General features: G+C 67.5%; 18 protein-coding genes. 9 read left to right on the top strand and 9 right to left on the bottom strand.

What is annotated here, in order from left to right:
* Nucleotides 1–3: 3 nt before the first annotated feature.
* From CAL26_RS20670 to CAL26_RS20650, 5 genes are all read left to right on the top strand, one after another.
* Nucleotides 4–723: an ATPase gene (locus CAL26_RS20670; protein ID WP_094848610.1), complete on the top strand. Its 720-nt coding sequence runs from the start codon at nt 4–6 to the stop codon at nt 721–723.
* A gap of 121 nt (nt 724–844) precedes the next feature.
* The gene (locus tag CAL26_RS20665; protein WP_094850001.1) at nt 845–1876 is read left to right on the top strand and encodes a sugar ABC transporter; all 1032 of its coding nucleotides are present in this window, start codon (nt 845–847) and stop codon (nt 1874–1876) included.
* Complete coding sequence (locus tag CAL26_RS20660; RefSeq protein ID WP_094848609.1) at nt 1869–3800, top strand: tetratricopeptide repeat protein; 1932 nt, start codon at nt 1869–1871, stop codon at nt 3798–3800. The genes CAL26_RS20665 and CAL26_RS20660 overlap by 8 nt, the downstream gene beginning before the upstream one ends.
* On the top strand, nt 3800–4888 hold the full coding sequence (locus tag CAL26_RS20655) for an SDR family oxidoreductase (RefSeq protein ID WP_094850000.1): 1089 nt from the start codon (nt 3800–3802) through the stop codon (nt 4886–4888). The genes CAL26_RS20660 and CAL26_RS20655 overlap by 1 nt, the downstream gene beginning before the upstream one ends.
* An 11-nt stretch (nt 4889–4899) precedes the next feature.
* Nucleotides 4900–6108 (top strand): pectate lyase family protein, encoded by a 1209-nt coding sequence (locus CAL26_RS20650; protein ID WP_094848608.1) that lies wholly within the window; start codon nt 4900–4902, stop codon nt 6106–6108.
* 140 nt (nt 6109–6248) lie between these two features.
* On the opposite strand, the gene CAL26_RS20645 is transcribed toward CAL26_RS20650, so the two are convergent.
* The 3 genes from CAL26_RS20645 to pdxR all read right to left on the bottom strand — a co-directional run bounded on the left by CAL26_RS20645 (nt 6249) and on the right by pdxR (nt 10652).
* The gene (locus tag CAL26_RS20645) at nt 6249–6452 is read right to left on the bottom strand and encodes a cold-shock protein (protein ID WP_094848607.1); all 204 of its coding nucleotides are present in this window, start codon (nt 6450–6452) and stop codon (nt 6249–6251) included.
* 933 nt (nt 6453–7385) lie between these two features.
* Nucleotides 7386–9014 (bottom strand): hypothetical protein, encoded by a 1629-nt coding sequence (locus CAL26_RS20635; protein ID WP_094848605.1) that lies wholly within the window; start codon nt 9012–9014, stop codon nt 7386–7388.
* 129 nt (nt 9015–9143) lie between these two features.
* A complete protein-coding gene (gene pdxR / locus CAL26_RS20630; protein ID WP_094848604.1) occupies nt 9144–10652 on the bottom strand; it encodes a MocR-like pyridoxine biosynthesis transcription factor PdxR in 1509 nt (502 codons plus the stop codon).
* A gap of 59 nt (nt 10653–10711) precedes the next feature.
* Here pdxR and CAL26_RS20625 point away from each other — a divergent pair, with 59 nt between their 5' ends.
* Both CAL26_RS20625 and CAL26_RS20620 read left to right on the top strand, forming a co-directional pair.
* A complete protein-coding gene (locus tag CAL26_RS20625; RefSeq protein WP_094848603.1) occupies nt 10712–11209 on the top strand; it encodes a GNAT family N-acetyltransferase in 498 nt (165 codons plus the stop codon).
* Nucleotides 11206–11880, top strand: a complete 675-nt coding sequence (locus tag CAL26_RS20620) for an FMN-dependent NADH-azoreductase (protein ID WP_094848602.1) — start codon at nt 11206–11208, stop codon at nt 11878–11880. Before CAL26_RS20625 ends, CAL26_RS20620 begins: the two co-directional genes overlap by 4 nt.
* Here CAL26_RS20620 and CAL26_RS20615 read toward each other — a convergent pair.
* The 4 genes from CAL26_RS20615 to CAL26_RS20600 form a co-directional block, all read right to left on the bottom strand.
* Entirely contained in the window at nt 11829–12800 is a 972-nt protein-coding gene (locus CAL26_RS20615; protein ID WP_094848601.1) for an isocitrate lyase/PEP mutase family protein, read from the bottom strand. The two genes, CAL26_RS20620 and CAL26_RS20615, sit on opposite strands and share 52 nt — an antisense overlap.
* On the bottom strand, nt 12797–13315 hold the full coding sequence (locus CAL26_RS20610) for a LeuD/DmdB family oxidoreductase small subunit (RefSeq protein ID WP_094848600.1): 519 nt from the start codon (nt 13313–13315) through the stop codon (nt 12797–12799). Before CAL26_RS20610 ends, CAL26_RS20615 begins: the two co-directional genes overlap by 4 nt.
* Nucleotides 13308–14594 (bottom strand): 3-isopropylmalate dehydratase large subunit, encoded by a 1287-nt coding sequence (locus tag CAL26_RS20605; RefSeq protein WP_094848599.1) that lies wholly within the window; start codon nt 14592–14594, stop codon nt 13308–13310. The genes CAL26_RS20610 and CAL26_RS20605 overlap by 8 nt, the downstream gene beginning before the upstream one ends.
* A gap of 66 nt (nt 14595–14660) precedes the next feature.
* Nucleotides 14661–15653, bottom strand: coding sequence for a Bug family tripartite tricarboxylate transporter substrate binding protein (locus tag CAL26_RS20600; protein WP_179283406.1), 993 nt, complete (start codon nt 15651–15653; stop codon nt 14661–14663).
* Between the two features lie 179 nt (nt 15654–15832).
* On the opposite strand from CAL26_RS20600, the gene prpR reads away from it, so the two are divergent.
* Nucleotides 15833–17809 (top strand): propionate catabolism operon regulatory protein PrpR, encoded by a 1977-nt coding sequence (gene prpR, locus CAL26_RS20595; protein WP_094848597.1) that lies wholly within the window; start codon nt 15833–15835, stop codon nt 17807–17809.
* Nucleotides 17810–17829: 20 nt separating this feature from the next.
* Here prpR and CAL26_RS20590 read toward each other — a convergent pair whose 3' ends face one another.
* Entirely contained in the window at nt 17830–18378 is a 549-nt protein-coding gene (locus CAL26_RS20590) for a carboxymuconolactone decarboxylase family protein (protein ID WP_094848596.1), read from the bottom strand.
* Between the two features lie 145 nt (nt 18379–18523).
* Between CAL26_RS20590 and CAL26_RS20585 the strand changes: the two genes are divergently transcribed.
* Nucleotides 18524–19483, top strand: a complete 960-nt coding sequence (locus tag CAL26_RS20585) for a cupin domain-containing protein (RefSeq protein ID WP_094848595.1) — start codon at nt 18524–18526, stop codon at nt 19481–19483.
* Here CAL26_RS20585 and CAL26_RS20580 read toward each other — a convergent pair.
* Nucleotides 19459–20055, bottom strand: a complete 597-nt coding sequence (locus tag CAL26_RS20580; protein WP_094848594.1) for a TetR/AcrR family transcriptional regulator — start codon at nt 20053–20055, stop codon at nt 19459–19461. The two genes, CAL26_RS20585 and CAL26_RS20580, sit on opposite strands and share 25 nt — an antisense overlap.
* Nucleotides 20056–20164 lie beyond the last annotated feature (109 nt).

Genomic DNA, 20164 nt, shown 5'->3' with positions numbered 1-20164 from the left:
GCGATGATCCATCTGAACGGCGTCACCGACGAACCCTATGCATTCGGCAGCCGGCAGACGCTGCTGGCCGGCGTCGATCTCGATCTGCCGGTGGGGCGCTATGCGCTGCTGTCGCCCACGCCCGAGCTGCATCGGCAGATCATCGACGTGCTGTGCCGCCTGCGTCCGCCGCGCCATGGCTTCGTCAGGCACGACGGCAGCGTGTCCTGGGCGATCGGCCGGCAGGGCTTCATCCGCGGCAAGGCCAACGGCCTGAGCATGATCGAGTTCGTATCGGAGATGTACGAAATCGATGCCGACGACACCGTGGAGCTGGTCGCCGACCTGGTCAGCGATCCCAAGTGGTTGTCCAGTCCCATGGAGCACTGGCCGCTTTATGCGAGGCAGGAATTCTCGTTCGCGCTGGCGCTGGCGCCGGCGTTCGACGTCTACGTGATCGAGGGGGCGATGCCGTTCGAGCCTTGCCGCTTCACCCGGCTCTGGCTTGCATTGTTCGAGGAGCGCCTGGTAGGTCGGACGCTCATTTTTTCCAGTTATCGCCAGAACCAGATGGCGGACTATTGCTTCAAAGGCTTAGTGTATGAAGGAAGCACGCTCAGAATCGAAGACGACCTCGACCGGTGCATCCGCAAGTATCCGCCCCGACGATCCCGGAGCGAATCCGGAAGCGCGGGCGAAGACGCCTACGGAGGCGGACTCGGCGACGGCCAGCTCGGTCTCTGAGGCCCGGTCGGAGATCGAGCGGCGCGCCCGCGAACGGCGCGCGGTGCTGCGCGCGCGCCGCCGCGATCGCCTGGTCAGTGCGTTCATCGTGCTGGCGCCGGTGGCGCTGGCCCTGGTCTATGTGCTATTCATCGCGACGCCGCGCTACGAGGCCGAGTCGCGCTTCTTCGTGCAATCCGGCGCCGGGCAGCAATCCGGCGGCGGCGGTGCGGCGAACCTGCTCACCACCGGCAACATGGCGGGCATGCTGGGCGGATTCGTGGACGGCTGGGCGGTCAGCGATTTCCTGCGATCGCGCGACAGCATGCGCCAGCTGGACCAGGCCATCGGCCTGCGCCGCTACCTGTCTCATGGCGGCCTGGACCCGTTCAACCGGCTGGCGGAAGACGCGAGCGAGGACGAGCTCTACCGGGCCTATCAGTCGGCGGTCCAGGTTTCCTTCAACGTGCTGGAGCAGATCGACGTATTGCGTGTCAGCGCGTTTTCGCCCGAAGACGCCGCCGTTCTTTCCAGGGCGCTGATACACCTGGCGGAAGATTTCGTGAGCCGGTTGAACGAGAAGGGCGTGGCCGACAAGCTGAAGGTCAGCCTGGAGTCCGTCAGGCGCGCGGAGCAGAAGGCGCTGGAGGCCCGGGACGCCTTGACGGCCTGGCGCACCGCGCACGGCAATATCGATCCGACGGCGTCGGTGGCGATGCTGTTGAACCTGTCCGGCCAGCTCGAAGGCGAGTTGAGCAACGCGCAGATCAACCTGGACAAGATCCGCGCGCTGGGCAACAAGGACCATCCCATGCTCAAGCCGGCCGAATTGCAGGTCGCCGCCTTGCAGAAGCGGTTGGTGGCGCTGCGCCATCGCCTGAGCGGCCAAGGCAATACCGAGGCGCGGCAGCTGAAGTCGTACGAAGGATTGCGCAATGCGCAGGTATTCGCCGATTCCAACCTGACCCTGGCGCAGCAGTCCTACCAGCAGGCCATGGTGGACGCCCTGCGCCTGCAGCGCTATCTGTCCATCATCGCGCAGCCCGTGCCCACGGACCGTCCCAGCAGTCCGCGCATGCCTATCCTGTTGCTGGAAGCCCTGGCCGTGGGCTTCGTGCTGATGTTCATTACCCGTATAGGTCTGGCTCTGCTGAGGGGGTTGCGTCATGGTTGATGTCCTGGCTGATCGAGACGCGCAACGGCGTGACGCGGCGTCCGTCGATGGATCCCGGCTGATCGACGTCATCAGACAGGTTCGTGCGTCGGCGGACCCCGTCGGCGCGATGCGAGCGCTGGACCCGGGCCTGGTGCGGGCCGCGGACGGCCGCCGCGATGTCCGGCGCCTGCTGGTGTCGCCTTATGTGCGCGAAGGCGCGCTCGCAGCCGCGATCGCCGCGCTGGACGTGCTGGTGGCCGCCTATCCGTCGCAGGTCGAAGAGCGGCGCCTGCTCGCCAGCCTGCTGGGACGGACGGAGCAATGGGAGCGGGCTGTCGACGCGGCCGACGCGGTTGCCGGCATCCAGCCGGACAATGCATCGCTGCATGCCGCGCGGATCCAGCTGCGCCTGCGGGCGGGGCGCGTGGCCGAAGCGGCCGCGATCGCGCGCGCCACCATGGACACCGTGGCGAACGAGCCGGGCGAAGCGCATTTCTGGATGCTGGCCTGCCTGCGCGATGGCGACATGGCGGCGGCGGCGCGCATGGCGGGGCTTCTGGATGCGGCCCGATCGCCCAACGAACGCGTGGCGGCGATGGCGGTACGCGCCTTGTATGAGGATTGCAGGACGGAGGCGGCCATCAGGTTCGGCGAGGCGGCGTTGGGCGCGGGCCACGACAGCCCGGTGCTGCGCACTTATCTCGGGCTTGCCTACGTCCGTCGAGGATTGGACGAGGATCGCGGGGTGCACGCGGCCGGCCACTTCGAGGCTGGCCTGCGCGCCGCGCCGCGCGACGTCAGGCTGCTGTCGCTGTACGGCGAGACATTGCTGCGGGCCGGGCGCTACAAGGCTGCGGTGGAACCGCTCCGGCAGGCGGTCGAAATGGCGCCGGACCTGGACCAGACGCGGGTGCTCTATGCGCGCGCGCTGCGGTACTCGATGCAGTACGCCGATGCGGCCGAACAATTCCTGAGCGTGCACAGGAAATCCCCGGACAACCTGCTCTGGCAGCGTTCGGCGATCGCGGCGCTATCCCAGGCCGGCCGCACAGAGGAGGCCGAAGCCTTGTTCGAGCAATACGTGTCGCGGCGTGGCGAGCGGCTGCCCGACAGCTTCCAGGAAGCGTTGGATGGATTGCAGGACCGCATCGACAGCGCGCCGATACCGCAGGCCCGTCTGGACTGGGCCTGGTCGCTGCGCGGCCGGCCGGACGCGGATCGCGCGCAATGGGAGCGCGCGGCGCGCTGGGGCCATCTGGTGGATCATCTGCTGTTCGACTGGATCGAGTGCCGCGAAGCACGCGTGGAAGAAGCCATGGCGCTGCTCGGCGAACTGGACAGCGGCGAACGCTTCTTCGCGCCCTTGCTGGCGGCCGGACGCGGCGTCGTGGTCGCCACGGCGCACGTGGGACCCATGTACGCCGGCCTCATGGCGCTGGAGCTGGTGGGCATCCCGTCGCGCTGGCTGGCGACCGCCCCCAATATCGCGCGGACCAGCTACGCCGAGGCCTTGATCTCCACGGCAGACCAGAGCGAAGCGCAGGTGGCCAAGGCCTGCATGCGGGCGCTCGGGTCGGGTTATGTGCTGTGCATCGCCGTTGACGGCGCCGCCAACCCGGCGGCGCCGCGCACGATCTTCGAAGGCCAGGAAGTGACTTACTCGGCTTTCGCGTCCCATATGGCGCACCGCCTGCGCGTGCCGTCGGTGTTCTATGCGCCGCGCTGGGAAAACGGACGGGTGGCTTTCACCCTGGAGATGCTGCCCGAGGCCGCGCCCGGCGAGGATGCCGAGGCGTACGCGCTGCGGTGGCGGCAGGCTTATTTCGAACGGCTCAGGGAGCATCTGGCGGGCGCGCCGGAAAACCTGCGCCTGAGCGGCGGCATCTGGCGGCACGTCAGGACGCCCGATCGTTCCGCGGACCAACAGGACTCGAGGACATGATGAACACGACGGATTTGCACGACGATACGACACTGCCGCCATGGCTGCTCGATGACACCCAGCGCGACCTGCGCGATGCGCTGCTGGCGCGGCGGCGCTGCTGGCTCGTGACCGGCGCGGCGGGCTTCATCGGCTCCAACCTGGTGGAGACCTTGCTGCTGCTCGGCCAGGATGTGCGCGGACTGGACAACTTTTCGACGGGGCACCGGCGCAACCTGGAAGAGGTGCGCGGGAACGTCGGCGAGGACCGCTGGGCGCGCTTCGCGCTGCATGAGGCGGACATCCGCGACATCGCCGCCTGCGAGCGCGCCGTCGCGGACGTCGACTACGTGCTGCACCAGGCCGCGTTGGGTTCCGTGCCCCGTTCGGTGAAGGACCCGCTGACCTCGCACCAGGTGAACGTATCGGGCTTCCTGAACATGCTGGACGCCGCGCGGCGCGCGTCGATCCGCGGTTTCGTCTACGCCGCGTCCAGCTCGACCTATGGCGACGAGCCCAACCTGCCGAAACGCGAGGACCGGATCGGCAAGCCCTTGTCGCCTTACGCGGCGACCAAGCTCATGGACGAGATCTACGCGGACGTGTATGCGCGGACCTATGGCTATGCCTCGACGGGCCTGCGCTATTTCAACGTGTTCGGCCCGCGGCAGGATCCGGACGGTGCGTACGCGGCGGTGATCCCGAAATGGGTCGCGTCCATGATCCAGGGCAAGGCCGTGCAGATCAACGGCGACGGCGAGACCAGCCGTGATTTCTGCTTCATCGGGAATGTGGTGCAGGCGAACCTGCGCGCGGCATTGCGGCAGGCGCCCGAGACAAGCGAGGTGTACAACGTCGCGGTCGGCGGCCGCACCACGCTCAACGATCTGTTCGGCATCATCCGCGACGGACTGGCGTCGCGCGGTTTCGAGTACGGACTCGCGCCCGAGTACCGGCCCTTTCGCGCCGGCGACGTGCGCCATTCGCAGGCCGACGTGTCCAAGGGGCGGGCCGGCATCGGCTATGAACCGCTGGTCGACCTGCGGCGCGGAATGATGCAGGCGCTGCCGTGGTATGTCGGCTTCCTGACCGCCCAGGCGTACGCATGAAGGAGACCGGGATGATGCGCTGGCTATCTGCTTCCGCTGTTGCGTTCGTCGTTGCTTTTGTCGTGTCGTACGGCGGCATCGCCGCCGCCGATGAAACCTGCCGCATTCCCGATGAGCACTGCCCCACGGTGGCATCGCTGCTGCAGCAGCGCCAGGGCTATGGGCGCAATGCCACGGGCGGCCTGGGCGGGAAATTCGTCGACGTGACGTCGGACAAGGATGCCGGCCCGGGGACCCTGCGCGCGGCCTTGCAGCACGCCCAGGGCGCCACGTGGATACGTTTCGCCTCGGACATGACCATCGTGCTGGCGTCGCAGCTGCGCGTGCCCGCCAACGTGACGATCGACGGGCGCGGCCGGCAGGTCACCCTGATCGACGATGGATTGGGCGTTTACGGCAGCCGGAACGTGATCCTGACGCACCTGACGATAGACGGCCGTTTCAGCCGGCTGACGCAGGCGGTGAATGTGGCCAACGGCAGCCAGGACGTCTGGGTGGACCACATGGACCTGTCGCGTATGTCGGATCGGCTGCTGAACGTGAAGAACGGCTCGACCGACGTCACGGTGTCATGGACGAAGTTTCACGACTCGGACAAGGTCATGCTGCTCAACAACATCACATCCAAGGATCTGTACCGCAACTACGAGCGGGACAAGATCGCGCGCGTGACGCTGCACAACAACTACTTCTTCAACACCGTGCAGCGTAATCCCCGGGCGCAGTTCGGCACCTTCCACCTGTACAACAACCTGGTGGAGAACTGGGATTTCTACGGGATGAGTTTCAGCCTGGAAGCCCGCGCCCTGGTCGAGGGGAATATGTTCAGCAACGTGGCGCAGCGCAAATGCATGGAGCCGGAATTCTTCCCCACGGTCGAAGGCGTCAAGGTGAACTACTGCAAGTACATCCCGACCGCGCCGCAGAGGAGCGCGCTGCCCAACGGGGGATCCGATCGCCGCAATTTCGAGAAGTCGAAGGCCGCATTTGCCTATACGCGCGATTTCAAGGCATTCCTGCGTGTGAAGGACAATCTGTACATGGGCGATGCCAAGCCGGTGCTGGAGGACTATCGTCCCGAGGATGTGCCCGCCCCGCCCTATTGCTACGCCTACGAGCAGGCCACGGCGGATGTGGCGCGGAAGATACGCATGTTCGCCGGCAATACGAAAGAGGACCCGCCGATGATCGCCGCCCGCAGCGGCTCGGGCTGCCGATAAGGATGGCCGGGGAGGGCCAGCCATGAATGCAAACAGCCCTGCAAGCAGGGCTGTCTGTTCTGTTCAGTCTGGTCGGAACGTCATCCCTTCGTAAAATCGGGGACGGGTCCGAAGCCGGTGAGGCACCGGCTGGTGCAGACTTACAGCGGGGTGATCTTGGTGGCTTGGGGGCCCTTGGCGCCCTGGCCCGAGACGAAGCTCACGCGCTGGTTTTCTTCCAGGTTGCGGTGGCCCGTACCCTGGATTTCGGAGAAATGCGCGAACAGATCCTTGCCGCCCGAGTCAGGCATGATGAAACCAAAACCTTTTTCGGAGTTGAACCACTTGACGACACCGGTTTCCATGAAATTCCTTGATAAATGATGGACATGAGTCCAGGGGATAGATGATCAAGGCAGGACATGGACAATGATGGCGCACTACTTGGCTCGCACACTACCGAACGGAATCGAGGGCACTTGAGGATCTGCGGGCACTATGAAGGCAGCGCCCCTGGCCGTCAAGCAATAAATTCGTGCGGAAGAGCACCGGGCGAGCCAGTAGAGGACGTTCCAGCAGGTGCCAGGACAGGTATGCGGCGGATCCCGTCAGGGCGGCGGCCGCCGCCAGCCCCCACCATGGATGAGCGGACCAGCCTAGCGCCAACAGCGCCTGGATGATGGGGAAGCGGTAGAGATGGATCCCGTACGACGGGTCGCCGTACCGGCCGGCGGGCAGGTGGACGCGGCCGCTGGTTGCCAGGAATATCGTCAGGCTCCCATAGAAAACCGGTTGTACGAGCACGTCCCATCCGGTGCCAGGCGTACCAAAATGTGATGGCCGACACCGGCGCGAGAGATCCGGATCTGCGGAGGATGCGCGGGTCGCTGGCGTAGAGCGATCCCGGTACGAAGAACGACAGCTGTCCCGGGAACTGGCGCGCGATCACCGGCGAACCGACCTGGTTCAGGAAAACGTATACCCATGTGATGCTGGCCGCGGTCAGCACGAGGGCCGAGGGCAAGGCGTGAAAGGTGGCCGAGAGATAGTGCCAGGTCGCTGGCGAGCGCCAGAACTCGGCGGGCGAAAGATCGGTCATGCCGGCGCCTATGGCCAGGCAAAGCAGGACGGCGCAGGCGTACGCGGGATAGATGCGGCGGATGCGCTTCGCGACGAAGTCGCGTAGCGCGTCGAAATTATTGCTTCGATGAGAGTCCATTGCGTGGTCCGATGCCTTCGTGCGAATGCGAGCATCGGGTGGGTCACATTGACCACGCGGTTGTCTCCCGAACGGGGCTTCAGCTGGCGGTTTCCTTGGCGCCGGCCAGCTGGGCGCTGCGCAGCTGCGACGGGTCGGACTTCAGGACCACCAGGCTGTTGATGTTCGACAAGGTATTGCGCCAGTTGGCGCGGTCCTGCTCGGTGGCCGAGCCGTCGTCCTTGGGCATGCTGGCCTGGATCAGGTGCAGCATGTCCCAGCTGCGCGACACCGACGACGGCGTATTCAGGCGCTCCTGCAGTTCGCCGGCCACGTATTTGCTGACGTCCATGTTCTGGCTGGCGGTCTGCGTCAGCGATGCCTTGGTCAGGCGGCCGTCCTTGTAGGCGATGCTGGCCACGCTGCTGGCCGTGTCGTCCACCTTGTAGTAGTAGTAATTCTGCGAGAACTTGTCGCCGGTCAGGTTCAGGGGCGTGTCGGGGTAGAGCGATTGATGGTAGCTGGCGCTCAGGTGCGATTGCTGCGTCTGTTCGATGGCCCGATCGTTGGCGCCGCTGCCCTGGATCTTGGTCTGCTGCGATACCTGGTAGGAGAAGGCGTCGTGCTCCTCCGGCCGCATGGGATTGGGCGATGAATCGGGCGCCTGCACGGAGGCGCTGAAATCGGCCAGGCCCGACAGCATGGCGTGGTCGGCGTCGCTCAGGGGGATGACCGGCGCCATGGCCAGGTGCTTCTGGTCCACGCTGTAGTTGCTGTTCAGGGCGCCGAAGGCGTCCTTGAACATGGCCATCAGCGCGGCATTGCCCTGGCCGCGGCTCTGCGCCTGGTCGAATTGCTGCATATAGCTGGCCAGGGCGTGCGCCTGCTGGTCGGCGCTGCCGATCAGGGAAGGATTGGACAGGTCCACGTTGACGCTGACCTTGCCCGCGGCGCCCGTGAAGTCCACGCTGCGATGCTGGCTGTCGGCCTGGAAGTCCAGGCTCTGCACGCTGCCGTCGGGCATCTTGAAGCTGGCCTGCAGGTTGACCGAGCTGAGCACGTTGGGATCGAACTTCGTCAGGCCTTCCAGGGACAGCTTGGGCGGCACGCTGGTCAGGCCGTCGATCGCGCCCTGGAAGGCGTCGGCCAGGCCGGACAGGGCGTTGCGCTCGGCGGTGGACAGGGTACCGCCGGTCACTTCGACCTGTACGCCCAGGCCGCCCGCCTGGCTGGTCAGCGACAGGTGAACGGTCGCGCCGCCGGCCGTCTTGACGTCCAGGGTGATCTGGTTGTCGGCCACGGTGTGCAGCTGGGTCTGCCGGATCTGGTCGAGCCTGGAGGTCGCGCCCGCGCTGCCGGAGTCGGTCGTGCGCAGGATCACCGACTGCGAATAGTCGCCGCCGCCCAGTTGGAAACGGTCCAGCAAGGCCGCGCCCAGTCCGCGGAAGCGATCGCCCACGGCGGTCGCGTCGTAATTCTTCGACATCAGCGCGCTGATGGCGTCGCTGGAATCCTTTTCCCAGACGGGCGTGGACACGGACAGCGCGCCGGTGTCGTCGTAGGTCTGGTTCAAGCGGGCGGTCTCCGCATCCGTCAGGGTGACGGTCGCCGAATTGGCCGGCGTGGAGACGCCCGGCGCTGCGTTCTTTGGATCGGCCGGCACGGGCGCCGCCGGCGCCAGGGTGGCGGCGGACGCGGATGCGGCGTTCAGGGGCAGCAAGCTTTGCATGGTCTGTTCTGTCGATCGGGGCGAAACGAGGCCGCGGGCGATCCCGCTCATCCGTTAACGGCGCGATGGCGTAAGAATTAAGGGGCGGGCGCCCCAGGGGAGCGGCCGCGGGCTGTCCGGTGTCCCGGTTCAGAGCAGATCCAGGATCCGCCGGCCCAGCCGCCGGGCGGTGTCGCTCGAATCGATGTTGGTGAAGTTCAGCAGCAGCGCCGCGCCGGGGTCGCGCGCGATGCCCCACTGGGTGAGGGCATGGCCGGCCATGCCGTGTTCGCGCATGCGCCGGGCCAGCGGGGCGTCGGGTAACTGGCCGCGCAGGCGCAGGACCAGGTGCATGCCGCCCGGCTGGGGGTCGATCTGGAAATGCCGGTCCAGGACGTCGGCCAGGGCCTCGGCGGCGATTTCCCGGCGTTCCTTGTAGAGCTTGCGCATGCGCTGGATGTGGCGGGCGAAATGGCCTTCGGCCATGAAGGCGGCGACCAGCGATTGCATCAGATTGGGTGCGCCGCCCGAAAAAGCCAGGCTGGTTTGCGTGAAGCGCTCCACCTGGTCTTCCGGAACGACCAGATAGGCCAGCCGCACGCTGGGAAACAGCACCTTGCTGAAGGTGCCGGCGTAGAGGACGCGGCCGTCGCGGTCCAGGCTTTTCAGGGCGGGCAGGGGCCGGCTGGCATAGCGGTATTCGCCGTCGTAATCGTCTTCGATGATCCAGGCCTGGGCGCGGCTGGCCCAGTCCAGCAGCGCCAGTCGCCGCGGCAGCGTCAGCGACAGGCACAGCGGACTTTGATGCGATGGCGTGACGACGACCGCCCTGGCGTCCGGCGCCAGCTTCAGGCCTTGGGCGACGTCCAGGCCGTCGGCGTCCACCGGCACGGCCACGCCGCGCAATTGCGCCTGGGCGATGAGCTCGCGGGTGGGCGGGTACCCGGGGTCTTCCAGCCAGACCGGGTCGCCGCGCGCCAGCAGGGCGCGGACGATGAGCGCCAGGGTGTGGCGATAGCCCGTGGTGACGAAGACCTGGGCCGGGGAGCAGGCGATGCCGCGGGAAACCTGCAGATAGGCCGCGATGGCCGTGCGCAGGGGCGGGATGCCGTTGGAAATCGGATAGGCCATGTCGGCCGCCTGCATCGCGCGCACGCAGCGCGCGCCCAGTCTTGCCCAGACCTTGCGCGGAAAGGCGTCCAGCGCGGGCAGGCCCATCTGGAAGGGCAGAACCCCGCCCCACGTGTCGCCGTCGAGCGTCAGCGGTACGGGCGCGGCGGATGGCAGGCCGCCCGCCGTCCCGTCGCCACCCGCTTCGCGCACGCCCGATTTGCTCACGGGCAAACCAGAATCGGGGCTCGCGGCGGCTTGCCCCGCCGGCGAGCGGCCCGGCTGGGCGGCGGGCAGGGCAAGATCGGGCGTGACGACGGTGCCGGCCTGCCCGCGCGCCTGTATATAGCCTTCCGCGGACAGCAGGCCATAGGCGGCTTCGACCGTGCCGCGCGCCACGCCGAGCTCCTTGGTCAGGGCGCGCATCGACGGCATGCGATCGCCGGGCTTCAGCACGCCGCTGGCGATGGCGTCGCGGAAGCGCTCGTATATCTGCCGGTACACGGGAATCATGGCCTGGTCCGTCTGTCGATTTATGGCTCTGTGCATTATGGCATCCGGCTTCTACGATGCCTCTCCTGATGCCATATGCGACAAGGAGCGGGGCGATGCGGGACAACGGTGTACAGAGCGGGAATGTCGGAGCGGGAGTCCAGGGGCTGGAAAGCCAGGACCTGCGCCATGTGGAAACGGCGGACGAGCTGCGGGCCTGCCATGCCGTGATGCGCGAACTGCGTCCGCATCTGCGTGACGAGGAGGATTTCACCTCGCGCGTGCAGCGCATGCACGGCGACGGCTATCGCCTGCTGGCGGGCTGGAGCGACGGCGAACCCGTTGCGTTGGCCGGCTACCGGCTGCAAGAGAACCTGATCTACGGGACTTTCGTGTACGTGGACGACCTGGTCGTCAAGGACGGACGCCGGGGCGACAACTGGGGCGCCAGACTGCTGCGCGAAGTGGCCGTGATCGCGCGTCGCGCGGGGTGCCGGAAGCTGGTGCTGGATACCGCCCTGGGCAACGCGCTAGCCCAGCGCTTTTACTTCCGCGTGGGGTTGCTGACAGGCGCGATGCGATTCAGCATGGATCTGTCCAAGGACGTGGCATGAGAATACTGCGTGTCCATTGCAGCCCGCGCGGCGCGCGGTCGGAAAGCTATCGGCTGGCGGACAGGCTGGTCGGCCTGCTGCGGCAACGCTACCCTGACGCAAGGCTCATCGATCGCGGCCTGGGGACGAGCGCGATCGCGCATGTCGATGAAGGCTACGCGGACGCATTGGGCGGACATGCCGAGCCGTCCATGGACGCCGGCACCATGGTCCATTCTGAACGCCTGATCCAGGAGCTGGAGGATGCCGATTGCCTGGTCATCGCCACGCCCATGCACAACTACACGGTGCCGTCGGCGCTGAAGGCATGGCTCGACCATATCGTGCGGATACATCGCAGCTTTGCCCCGGGTCCGACCGGCAAGGTGGGCACGCTGGCGGACCGGCCGGTCTACGTGGCCATCGCGTCGGGCAGCCGGTTCGATGGCGAGAGAACGCGGCAGCCGGATTTCCTGACGCCGTACCTGACCGCCATCCTCAACACCGTCGGCCTGTACGACATCCACTATTTTGCCGTGCAGGGCACGGCGCTGGGGGCGGATGCGCTTGCGCGGGCCCGCCAGGCGGCGGAAGAAAAGCTGGCGGCGTTTTTCTCGCTGCCGGCCGCCGCCGGCCTGCATCAGGCGGGGAAGCGGTTCTCCCATTCCTCCACGTCCGGCAGTCCCAGGTAGGCGCTGTATTCCGCGCCGGTCAGCATGCGGTCGCGCATGGCCATGGTGCCGCCGTCGTCGCGCAGGTGGCCGAGCGCCTCGCGCATGGCGTAGCCCAGGGCATTGCGCAACAGTCCGGGATAGATGGCCAGCGCGATGCCCAGCTCGGCCAGATCCGGAAAGCGCAGCGCCGCCAGCGGGCCGCCCGAGTCCAGGTTGATCATGCAGGGGATGCGGATCCGTTCCGTCACCGCGCGGATGTCCTGCAGGACCTTGTCGTGCGCCTTGAGTTCGACGAAAACGGCGTCCGCGCCGGCATCCGCGAAAGCCTGCGCGCGGCGGATGGCCTCGTCCAGGCCCATCGAGGCGGCGCAGTCCGTGCGGCCCACGATGAGCAGTCCGGTGGGCGCGCGCGCCGCGGCCGCGGCGGCGATGCGGGACACCGCGACGTCGAAGGGCAGTACCGCGCGGGCGCCGGGAAATTGCGCGCAGCGCTTGGGGGATTGCTGGTCTTCGATGTGGATCGCCGCGACGCCGGCCGCTTCGAATTCTTCCACCGTGCGGCGGATGGCGGCGGCGGCGCCGTAGCCCGTATCGGCGTCGCAGATCAGCGGCAGGTCCACGCATGCCGCCACGCGCCGCGCGTGGCTGGTGATCATGGTCAGGTCGACCAGCCCGACGTCGGGCTTGCCCAGCAGGCTGGCGGAAACGCCGTTGCCCGTCATGTAGACGGCTTCGAAGCCGGCGTGCTGCACCATCCGCGCGCCGTAGGCGTCGTAGACGCCTGGCGCGATCAGCGTGGGTTGGCCGCGGCCCGCGCGCGACAGCCGTTCGCGCAAGGCCTGGCGCAGGCGCGCCGGCTTGTTCCAGTCGGCCTGGCCGGCGGCGCCGCCGGTTGCCGTTGCGTTGGTTGTTGTCGCATTCGTTGCCGTGGCGTTCATTCCGCGATGCTCCAGTCGGGATGTTTGCGCAGGAACGGTATCAGGCCCCCTTCGCGCAGGATGGCGCGGATCTGCGGCGGCAGCGGACGCAGCGTCTGCCGCAGTCCGCGGGCGGGCGCCCGCAGTTCGCTGTGGCCGAGGTCGATGGTGACCTCGTCGCCTTCCGCCAGGCCGCTGGTGTCGTACTCGATCAGCAGCAGCCCGTTGTTGATGGCGTTGCGGAAAAACTGCCGGCCGAAGGACGGCGCGATGATGGCGGCGACGCCCAGGCGATGCAGGATGTGCACCGCCTGCTCGCGCGAGGAATTGATGCCGAAGTGCGTGCCGGCGGCGATGATGCCGCCGGGTTTGAAACGGGCCGCGAAGCCCGGCGCCACGCCTTCGAAGGCCTGCGCCGCGATATAGGCTTCATCCTTGCCCGGCAGGTATTTCCCCGAGCATTGCGTATCGGTGTTGACGTCGTCGCCCAGCTTGTAGACCGGGCCGGTGATGACATCCTGCGTGGCATCAGTCATGGCTGGGCCTCCATTCGCCGCCTTCGACGCCGCGTGGGTCGGTGATGTAGCCGGTCAGGGCCGACGCCGCGACGGTGGCCGCCGAGCCCAGCCAGATTTCGGCTTCGTGGTTGCCCAGGCGGCCGCGGAAATTGCGGTTCGCGCTGGAGATCGCGACTTCCCGGTCGCCGGGAATGAGGTGGTTGGTGATCCCCACGCAGGTGCCGCAGCCGGCGGCCTCGAATGACGCGCCCGCCGCGGTCAGGATTTCGATCAGGCCTTCGCGCGCCGCGTCCAGATAGATCTTGCGTGACGCCGGCGTCACGATCATGCGGACGCCGCGCGCCAGCTTGCGGCCCTTGAGGATGGCCGCCGCCTGGCGGATGTCGTCCAGGCGGCCGTTGGTGCACGTGCCGATCAGCGCGAAATTGATTTTCTGCCGGTCGATCTGGTCTATGCCCACCACGTCGTCGACTTCATGGCGCCGCGCCACCTGCGGCACCAATGCCGATGCATCGATGGCGACGCGATGCGCGTACCGGGCGTCGGCATCGGCCGACACCGGGCGGGGCGGGCGGGCGCCGTGCGCGGCCAGCCAAGCCAGGGTCTTGTCGTCGGCTTCCAGCAGCGCCGCCTTGGCGCCGAGTTCGGCGGCGTGGTTGGCCAGCGTCATGCGGTCGTCGATCTCCATGGCCGAGACCGCCGAGCCGACGTATTCGATGGCCAGGTAGTTCAGGCCTTCCGCACCGAAGCGGCCCAGCATGTGCAGGGTGATGTCCTTGGCCCAGACGCCGGGCTGCAGGCGGCCCGACAGCTCGATGCGCGCCGATTCCGGCACGCGCAGCCAGACCTTGCCGGTCTTCATCACGGCGGTGACGTCGCTGCCTTCGACGCCGGTGCCGAAGGCATTGAACGCGCCGTAGGTCACGGAGTGCGTGTCCGTGCCGACCACCAGGTCGCCGCAGGTCAGGTGCCCGCCTTCGGGCAGCACCTGATGGCAGATGCCGTCGCCGATGTCGTACAGCGGACTGCCGTGGTCGTCGGCGAAGCGGCGCATGGCGGTATGGGTCTGCGCGGCGGCCAGGTTGGGCGGCGGCGAGTAGTGATCCAGCACCCAGGCCGTGCGCGGCGCGAAGGGCAGTTTTTCCGCGCCCATCTTGTCGACCATCTTGATGGCGTTGGGCGCGCGGGCGTCGTGGACCATGGCGAAGTCCACGTCGGCGATCACGATGTCGCCGGGCTGGACCGCTTCTATCCCGGCATGCCGGGCAAGGATTTTTTCAGCGATGGTGGAAGGCATGATGGCTACGGATCAGATGTGTTCGATAGGCGGCGGTTGTCGTTCGTCGGGACGGCGCGGCCGGGCTCACACCGCGTTGATGTTGATCTTCTTGACCAGGTCGCCCCACTTCTTGCTCTCGGCGCGGATGTAGCGGTCGGTTTCGGCCGGTGTGGAAGGCGCGGGGTCCAGGCCCAGCTTCTTGAGCTTGGCGTCGACGTCGGGGTCCTTCAGCGTGGCCACGATGGCTTTGTTCAGCACGTCGATGACCGCCTTGGGCGTATGCGCCGGCGCGGTGAAGGCGTACCAGTTGTTGGCTTCGAAGCCCGGATAGCCGGACTCGGCGATGGTCGGCACGTTCGGCAGGACATCCAGGCGGCGCAGGCCGGTCGTGGCGATGGGCCGCAGCTTGCCGGCCGCGATGAACTGCACGGCGTCGGTGGGGCTGGCGAAGATGGAGGCCAGCGTGCCGCCCAGCAGGTCGTTCATGGCCGGCGCGCCGCCGCGATAGGCGACATGCTGGTTCTGCAGGCCCGCGACCGATTTGAGCAGTTCGCCGGCCAGGTGACCGCTGCTGCCGATACCGGAAGAGCCGAAGGACATATCGGAACGCTGGGCGCTGGCGGCCTTGATGTAGTCCGCGAAGGTCTTGATCTTGCTGTTGGCGTTCACCACCAGGACGTTGGAGAAGGACACCGCCAGCGAAATCGGCTCCATGTCGGTGACCGGGTCGTACGACAGCTTGCTCAGGTGCTGGTTGACGGCCAGCGAACCTATGGTGCCCAGCATGATGGTGTAGCCGTCGGGCGCGGCCTTCACGAGCGCGTCGGACGCGATGTTGCCGCCGGCGCCGGGGCGGTTGTCGATGATGATGTTCTGCTTCAGGTTCTTCGACAGTACCGGCGCCATGATGCGGGCGACGGTATCGGAGCTGCCGCCGGCCGCGAAGCCGACCAGCAGGCGGATCGGTCGGCTGGGGAAGGCGTCGCTGTCGGCGGCCAGGGCGGCGCCGCTGGCCAGGGGCAGGGCACAGGCCGCCGCCAGCGCGGCGACCGCGCGTCGAAGTGGGGAAAAGCTCACGATAGTCTCCTGTATACCTGGTCTGCACGCCAGAGCTGGACGGGTAAATGCAAAAGCGATGCCAGTTCTGGCCTGACCCCGGCCCAGAGGGAAACCGCCTCTGGGAGAAGCGCGGCTTCCGTTTAAGTGTTTCATGAAGGAAAATACGCGTTTCATAAACGCATCACTGGGCTGCAACAATGGCTGTCTTTCCCGCACCGGCCGATTCCGCCGCCGACCGCGCGCCCGCCGGATCGCGTGCGTCGCCCCCCTTGCCCCGCCTCTATGCCGTCACCGGCTATGGCCTGTTCGAAAGCCTGCGGCAACTGGCGCCTGAATTCGCCACCCGCGCCAGGGTGGAGCTGCTGCATGATGCGTTCGACGCCGCGCTGGCGCCGTTGAACCAGGCGATCGCGCAGGGGCGCTGCGACGTGGTGGTGGCCTCGGGCAGCAATGGCGCTTTCCTGCGGGCGAAGCTGGCGGTGCCGGTGGTGCTGGTCCAGATCGGCGGCTATGACCTGATGGCCGCGTTGGCGCAGGCCCGCGAGCTGTCGCCACGCGTGGCGGTGGTGCTGCACCATGAAGTCACCGCCGCGCTGCGGCGCTTCATGCGCGTGTTCGGCCTGGACGTGGAGCTGCGGGCCTACGACACGCCCGACGATGCCGCGCGATGCATACGCGAGCTGGCCGCGCAGGGTGTGGAAGTCGTCGTGGGAGCCGGGATGGTCACCGATTTCGCCCGCAAGGCCGGCCTGACGGCGGTGTTGCTGTATTCCGCCGATTCGGTGCGCGCCGCGATGGAAACGGCGTTGGCCATCGCCCATGCGCAATACGAAGAGCGCGCGCGGCGCGACCGGCTGGACCTGGTGCTGCGGCATTTGAACGACGGCGTGGTGGCGGTCGATATGCAGGGGCATGTCACGACGATGAATCCCGCGGCGGCGCGTATCCTGGGCACCGCCGCATCCCAGGCGGCGGGCCGTCCGTTGGCCGAGACGGCGGCAGGGCTGACCGCCGGCCCGGCCCTGGCGCGCGGAACGCCCGAACTGGGCCGCGTGGAGGACGTGCGCGGCCAGCCGCTGGTGGTGGATGCCGTGCCGCTGTTCGAGGCGGGCACGCAGACGGGCGCCGTGCTGACCCTGCATTCATCGCAGCCGCTGGAACATGCGGTGGGCCGCCTGCGCGCGCACAGCCACCGGCGTTCGCGTTCGGCCCGCTACACCTTGAACGGCATGGTCGCGGTGTCGGCGGCCATGCGCGAGCTGGTCCATCGCTGCGAGGTGCTGGCGCGCAGCAGCGATGCGTCGGTGCTGATCCAGGGGGAAAGCGGCTCGGGCAAGGAGGTGGTGGCGCAGGGCATCCACCGCGCCAGCCGCCGCCACGCGCGCCCCTTCGTGGCGATCAATTGCGGCGCCTTTCCCGAGCAATTGCTGGAAAGCGAGCTGTTCGGCTACGAGGAGGGCGCCTTCACCGGCGCGCGGCGCCAGGGCAAGGCCGGCCTGTTCGAAGCCGCGGACGGCGGCACCCTATTGCTGGATGAAGTGGGCGAGATGCCTTTGCCGTTGCAAACGCGCTTGCTGCGCGCCCTGCAGGAAAAGGAGATCACGCGGGTGGGGGGCATCGACGCGATACCGGTCGACGTGCGCATCATCGCCGCGACCCATCGCGACCTGGCGGCCATGGCGCGCCAGGGATCGTTCCGGCACGATCTGTTCTACCGGCTGCACATCCTGCAGATCCGCGTACCGCCGCTGCGCGAGCGTCCGGAGGATATCGCCGCGCTGGCGGCCGAACTCTTGCCCGCGGCCCTGCAACGCATCGGCGCGCGCGAAGTGGCGGACGAGGTGCTGCGGGTCGCCTTGCCGTTGCTGCTGGCGCACGACTGGCCGGGCAATGTGCGCGAGCTCGAGAACGTCGTCGAACGCATGGCCTTGGAATGCCTGCTGGCCGATGCCGTGCCGCCGGCCGCCACGCTCAGCAGCGTGCTCGATCAGCCGGGGCCGGACTCGGCCGGCGCGCCCGGCGGCCGCCGGCTGGATGCCGTGCAGCGGGCCAGCGAACATCTGCATATCCGGGACGTGCTGGCGGCGCACGGCGGCAATCAGGCCGCCGCCGCGCGCGAACTGGGCATCAGCCGCACGACGCTGTGGCGCAAGCTGCGTGGTGGCGGCGGCTGACGGGGCTCGCCCGATGCCGCTCACTTCACCGGCGGAAAGTCGATCTCGGTGTCGTTGATGCGGTTGAAGGTGTTGGTATACGTGATCAGCGCGTAGGCAAAGGCGATGTCCGCCAGTTGCGCGTCGGTGTAGCCGGCGGCGCGGATCGCCTCGACTTCGGCGGCTGGCAGCGTGCCGCTGGTTTGCTGGATGACCCGCACGAAGCGCACCAGCGCATCGCGCCTGGCGTCGCCGGTCGGCTCGCCGGCGCGGATGTTGCGCAGGGTATCGGCATCGAGTCCCGCCATCTTGCCCAGCATCATGTGCGCGGCCAGGCAGTAGTCGCAACCGCTCAGTTCGCTGACCAGCACCTTGATGGTTTCCACGTCCTGGCGCGGCAGGCTGGCGCGCGCCAGGGCGGCTTCGGCCGCCAGGTAGGCCGACAGGGACGCGGGCGTCAGGTGTCCCAGGGTCGCGTACAGGTTCGGCAGCTTGCCGTTGGCCTTCTTGATCTGGGCGTAGAGTTCGGCGGTGGCGCCGGTGGCGGATTCGACGGCAGGGATGGCGATGCGGCTGGTGGTCTGGCTCATGGTGTGGCTCCTTGGGGAAGACGTTTGGTGATCAGGAGCCTCCACTTTAGATCGACGGAATGATCTTGCCGAGCTTTTATATGCTCAATAAAATGCTCAATAGGATCAAAAAAGGGCGTGCCAGGCCCCGCCCGGGAGAATGCTTATGTCCGCCAGGCCCGACTGGATCAGCCGCCTGCTGGAAATGATCAGTGTGACCGGCCAGCTGGAAATACGCTGCGCCTATGGCGCGCCGTGGCGCATCGTGGAGGCGCCATCGGCGGCGCGCGAAATTCCCTATCACGCGGTGCTGAAGGGCATCGCCATCCTGGAAGATCCGCGGGACAACACGGTGCGCGAACTCGGTCCCGGCGACATCCTGATGCTGCCGCACGGATCGGCGCATGTCCTGCACGACGGCAGCGGCCGTGCGCCCCTGCCGGCATCGTCGCGGCGGACGCCGAATCTGACGGTCAGCGAAAACGGCGGCGGGGAACCGGTGCTGGACATGCTGTGCGGGCGCTTCTTCATCACGCCCCCGCATGACCGGTTGATACGCGGCTACCTGCCGGCTACGCTGGTGGTGCATGCGGAAGGTGGCGAGACGGGACCGGCGAGCCAGCTCGCGGCCCTGGTGGGGATGATGCGCGCCGAGGCCATGGCCGACACGCTGGGCGGGCGCGCGATGCTCAATGCGCTGTCCGCCGCGCTTTTCACCCTGGCCTTGCGCGTGGCGGGCCAGGGACAGCAGGCGCCGCAAGGACTGCTGGCGCTGGCGGGCCATCCGCGCCTGGCGCCGGCCTTGTCGGCCATCTTCAACGAACCGGCCCGGCCATGGACGCTGCCCGAGCTGGCCGCGCTGTGCAGCATGTCGCGCGCGACCTTCATGCGGCATTTCCAGGACAAGCTGGGGCGCACGGCCTACGACCTGCTGACCGACGTGCGCATGAGCCTGGCGTCGAATGAACTGAAACGGCCGACGGCCACCGCGGAGGCCGTCGCGGAAGCGGTCGGCTATCAATCCGTGGCCGCGTTCCGGCGCGGCTTCGCGCAGTGGATGGGGATGACGCCCGGCGAATGGCGGCGCCGGGCGCGCGCGGATCAGGAAGCGTCGGCGCCGGGTTGAAGCGACGCGATGGCGGCGCGCACCATGCCGCGCAGCAGGGCCGGTTCGGGACGCGAGCGCGCGAGCACGCGCATGCCCAGTTGCACACCCAGCAGCATGCGCGCCAAGTCCGCCGCGGACTGCGACCGGGTGATGGTCCCGTCCCGCTGTCCGGCCTGCACGCAGCGGCGGAAGAAGGTTTCGATCCGGCGCAGGACGTCGGCGATCAGCGTACGCAGATCCGGATCGCGCGGCGCCATTTCGAGGGCGGCATTGACGAGCATGCAGCCCTTCATATCGGGGTCGTCCAGGGACCGGCCGATCATCTCGGCGTAGAAGCCTTCGATGGCCTGCAGCGGCTCCCTGGACTGCAAGCGCTTGATGCGGTCGGCGATGCTGATGTCGATGTAGCGTTCCAGCGCGCGGCGATAAAGCGCCAGTTTGTCGCCATAGGCGTTGTAGACGCTGGCGCCGGTCAGCGCCATGGCGTCGGCCAGGTCCCTGACCGATGCGGCTTCATAGCCGTGCTGCCAGAAGTACCGCAGCGCCAGGTCCAGCGTCTGCGCTTCATCGAATTGTCTGGGTCGACCCATGGATCTGATCTCCGGCGCGCCAAGGGCGGGGACCGCGGTTCGGCGTTCGTGGTTGACGATTTTAGAGCAAGTGATTTAAAAGACCAGGCGGTATGCCCGGTGCGCCATC

The sequence above is a fragment of the Bordetella genomosp. 9 genome (assembly GCF_002261425.1).
GTDB lineage: Bacteria > Pseudomonadota > Gammaproteobacteria > Burkholderiales > Burkholderiaceae_B > Bordetella_C.
This window is presented reverse-complemented; position numbering and strand designations above follow the sequence as displayed.

Coding starts and splice junctions, on each gene's coding strand:
- prpR (WP_094848597.1), top strand. CDS start 15,833: ATGGCTGTCTTTCCCGCACCGGCCGATTCCGCCGCCGACCGCGCGCCC.
- CAL26_RS20620 (WP_094848602.1), top strand. CDS start 11,206: ATGAGAATACTGCGTGTCCATTGCAGCCCGCGCGGCGCGCGGTCGGAA.
- CAL26_RS20625 (WP_094848603.1), top strand. CDS start 10,712: ATGCGGGACAACGGTGTACAGAGCGGGAATGTCGGAGCGGGAGTCCAG.
- CAL26_RS20605 (WP_094848599.1), bottom strand. CDS start 14,594: ATGCCTTCCACCATCGCTGAAAAAATCCTTGCCCGGCATGCCGGGATA.
- CAL26_RS20655 (WP_094850000.1), top strand. CDS start 3,800: ATGAACACGACGGATTTGCACGACGATACGACACTGCCGCCATGGCTG.
- CAL26_RS20650 (WP_094848608.1), top strand. CDS start 4,900: ATGATGCGCTGGCTATCTGCTTCCGCTGTTGCGTTCGTCGTTGCTTTT.
- CAL26_RS20635 (WP_094848605.1), bottom strand. CDS start 9,014: ATGCAAAGCTTGCTGCCCCTGAACGCCGCATCCGCGTCCGCCGCCACC.
- CAL26_RS20590 (WP_094848596.1), bottom strand. CDS start 18,378: ATGAGCCAGACCACCAGCCGCATCGCCATCCCTGCCGTCGAATCCGCC.
- CAL26_RS20585 (WP_094848595.1), top strand. CDS start 18,524: ATGTCCGCCAGGCCCGACTGGATCAGCCGCCTGCTGGAAATGATCAGT.
- CAL26_RS20580 (WP_094848594.1), bottom strand. CDS start 20,055: ATGGGTCGACCCAGACAATTCGATGAAGCGCAGACGCTGGACCTGGCG.
- CAL26_RS20660 (WP_094848609.1), top strand. CDS start 1,869: ATGGTTGATGTCCTGGCTGATCGAGACGCGCAACGGCGTGACGCGGCG.
- CAL26_RS20615 (WP_094848601.1), bottom strand. CDS start 12,800: ATGAACGCCACGGCAACGAATGCGACAACAACCAACGCAACGGCAACC.
- CAL26_RS20670 (WP_094848610.1), top strand. CDS start 4: ATGATCCATCTGAACGGCGTCACCGACGAACCCTATGCATTCGGCAGC.
- pdxR (WP_094848604.1), bottom strand. CDS start 10,652: ATGCACAGAGCCATAAATCGACAGACGGACCAGGCCATGATTCCCGTG.
- CAL26_RS20645 (WP_094848607.1), bottom strand. CDS start 6,452: ATGGAAACCGGTGTCGTCAAGTGGTTCAACTCCGAAAAAGGTTTTGGT.
- CAL26_RS20610 (WP_094848600.1), bottom strand. CDS start 13,315: ATGACTGATGCCACGCAGGATGTCATCACCGGCCCGGTCTACAAGCTG.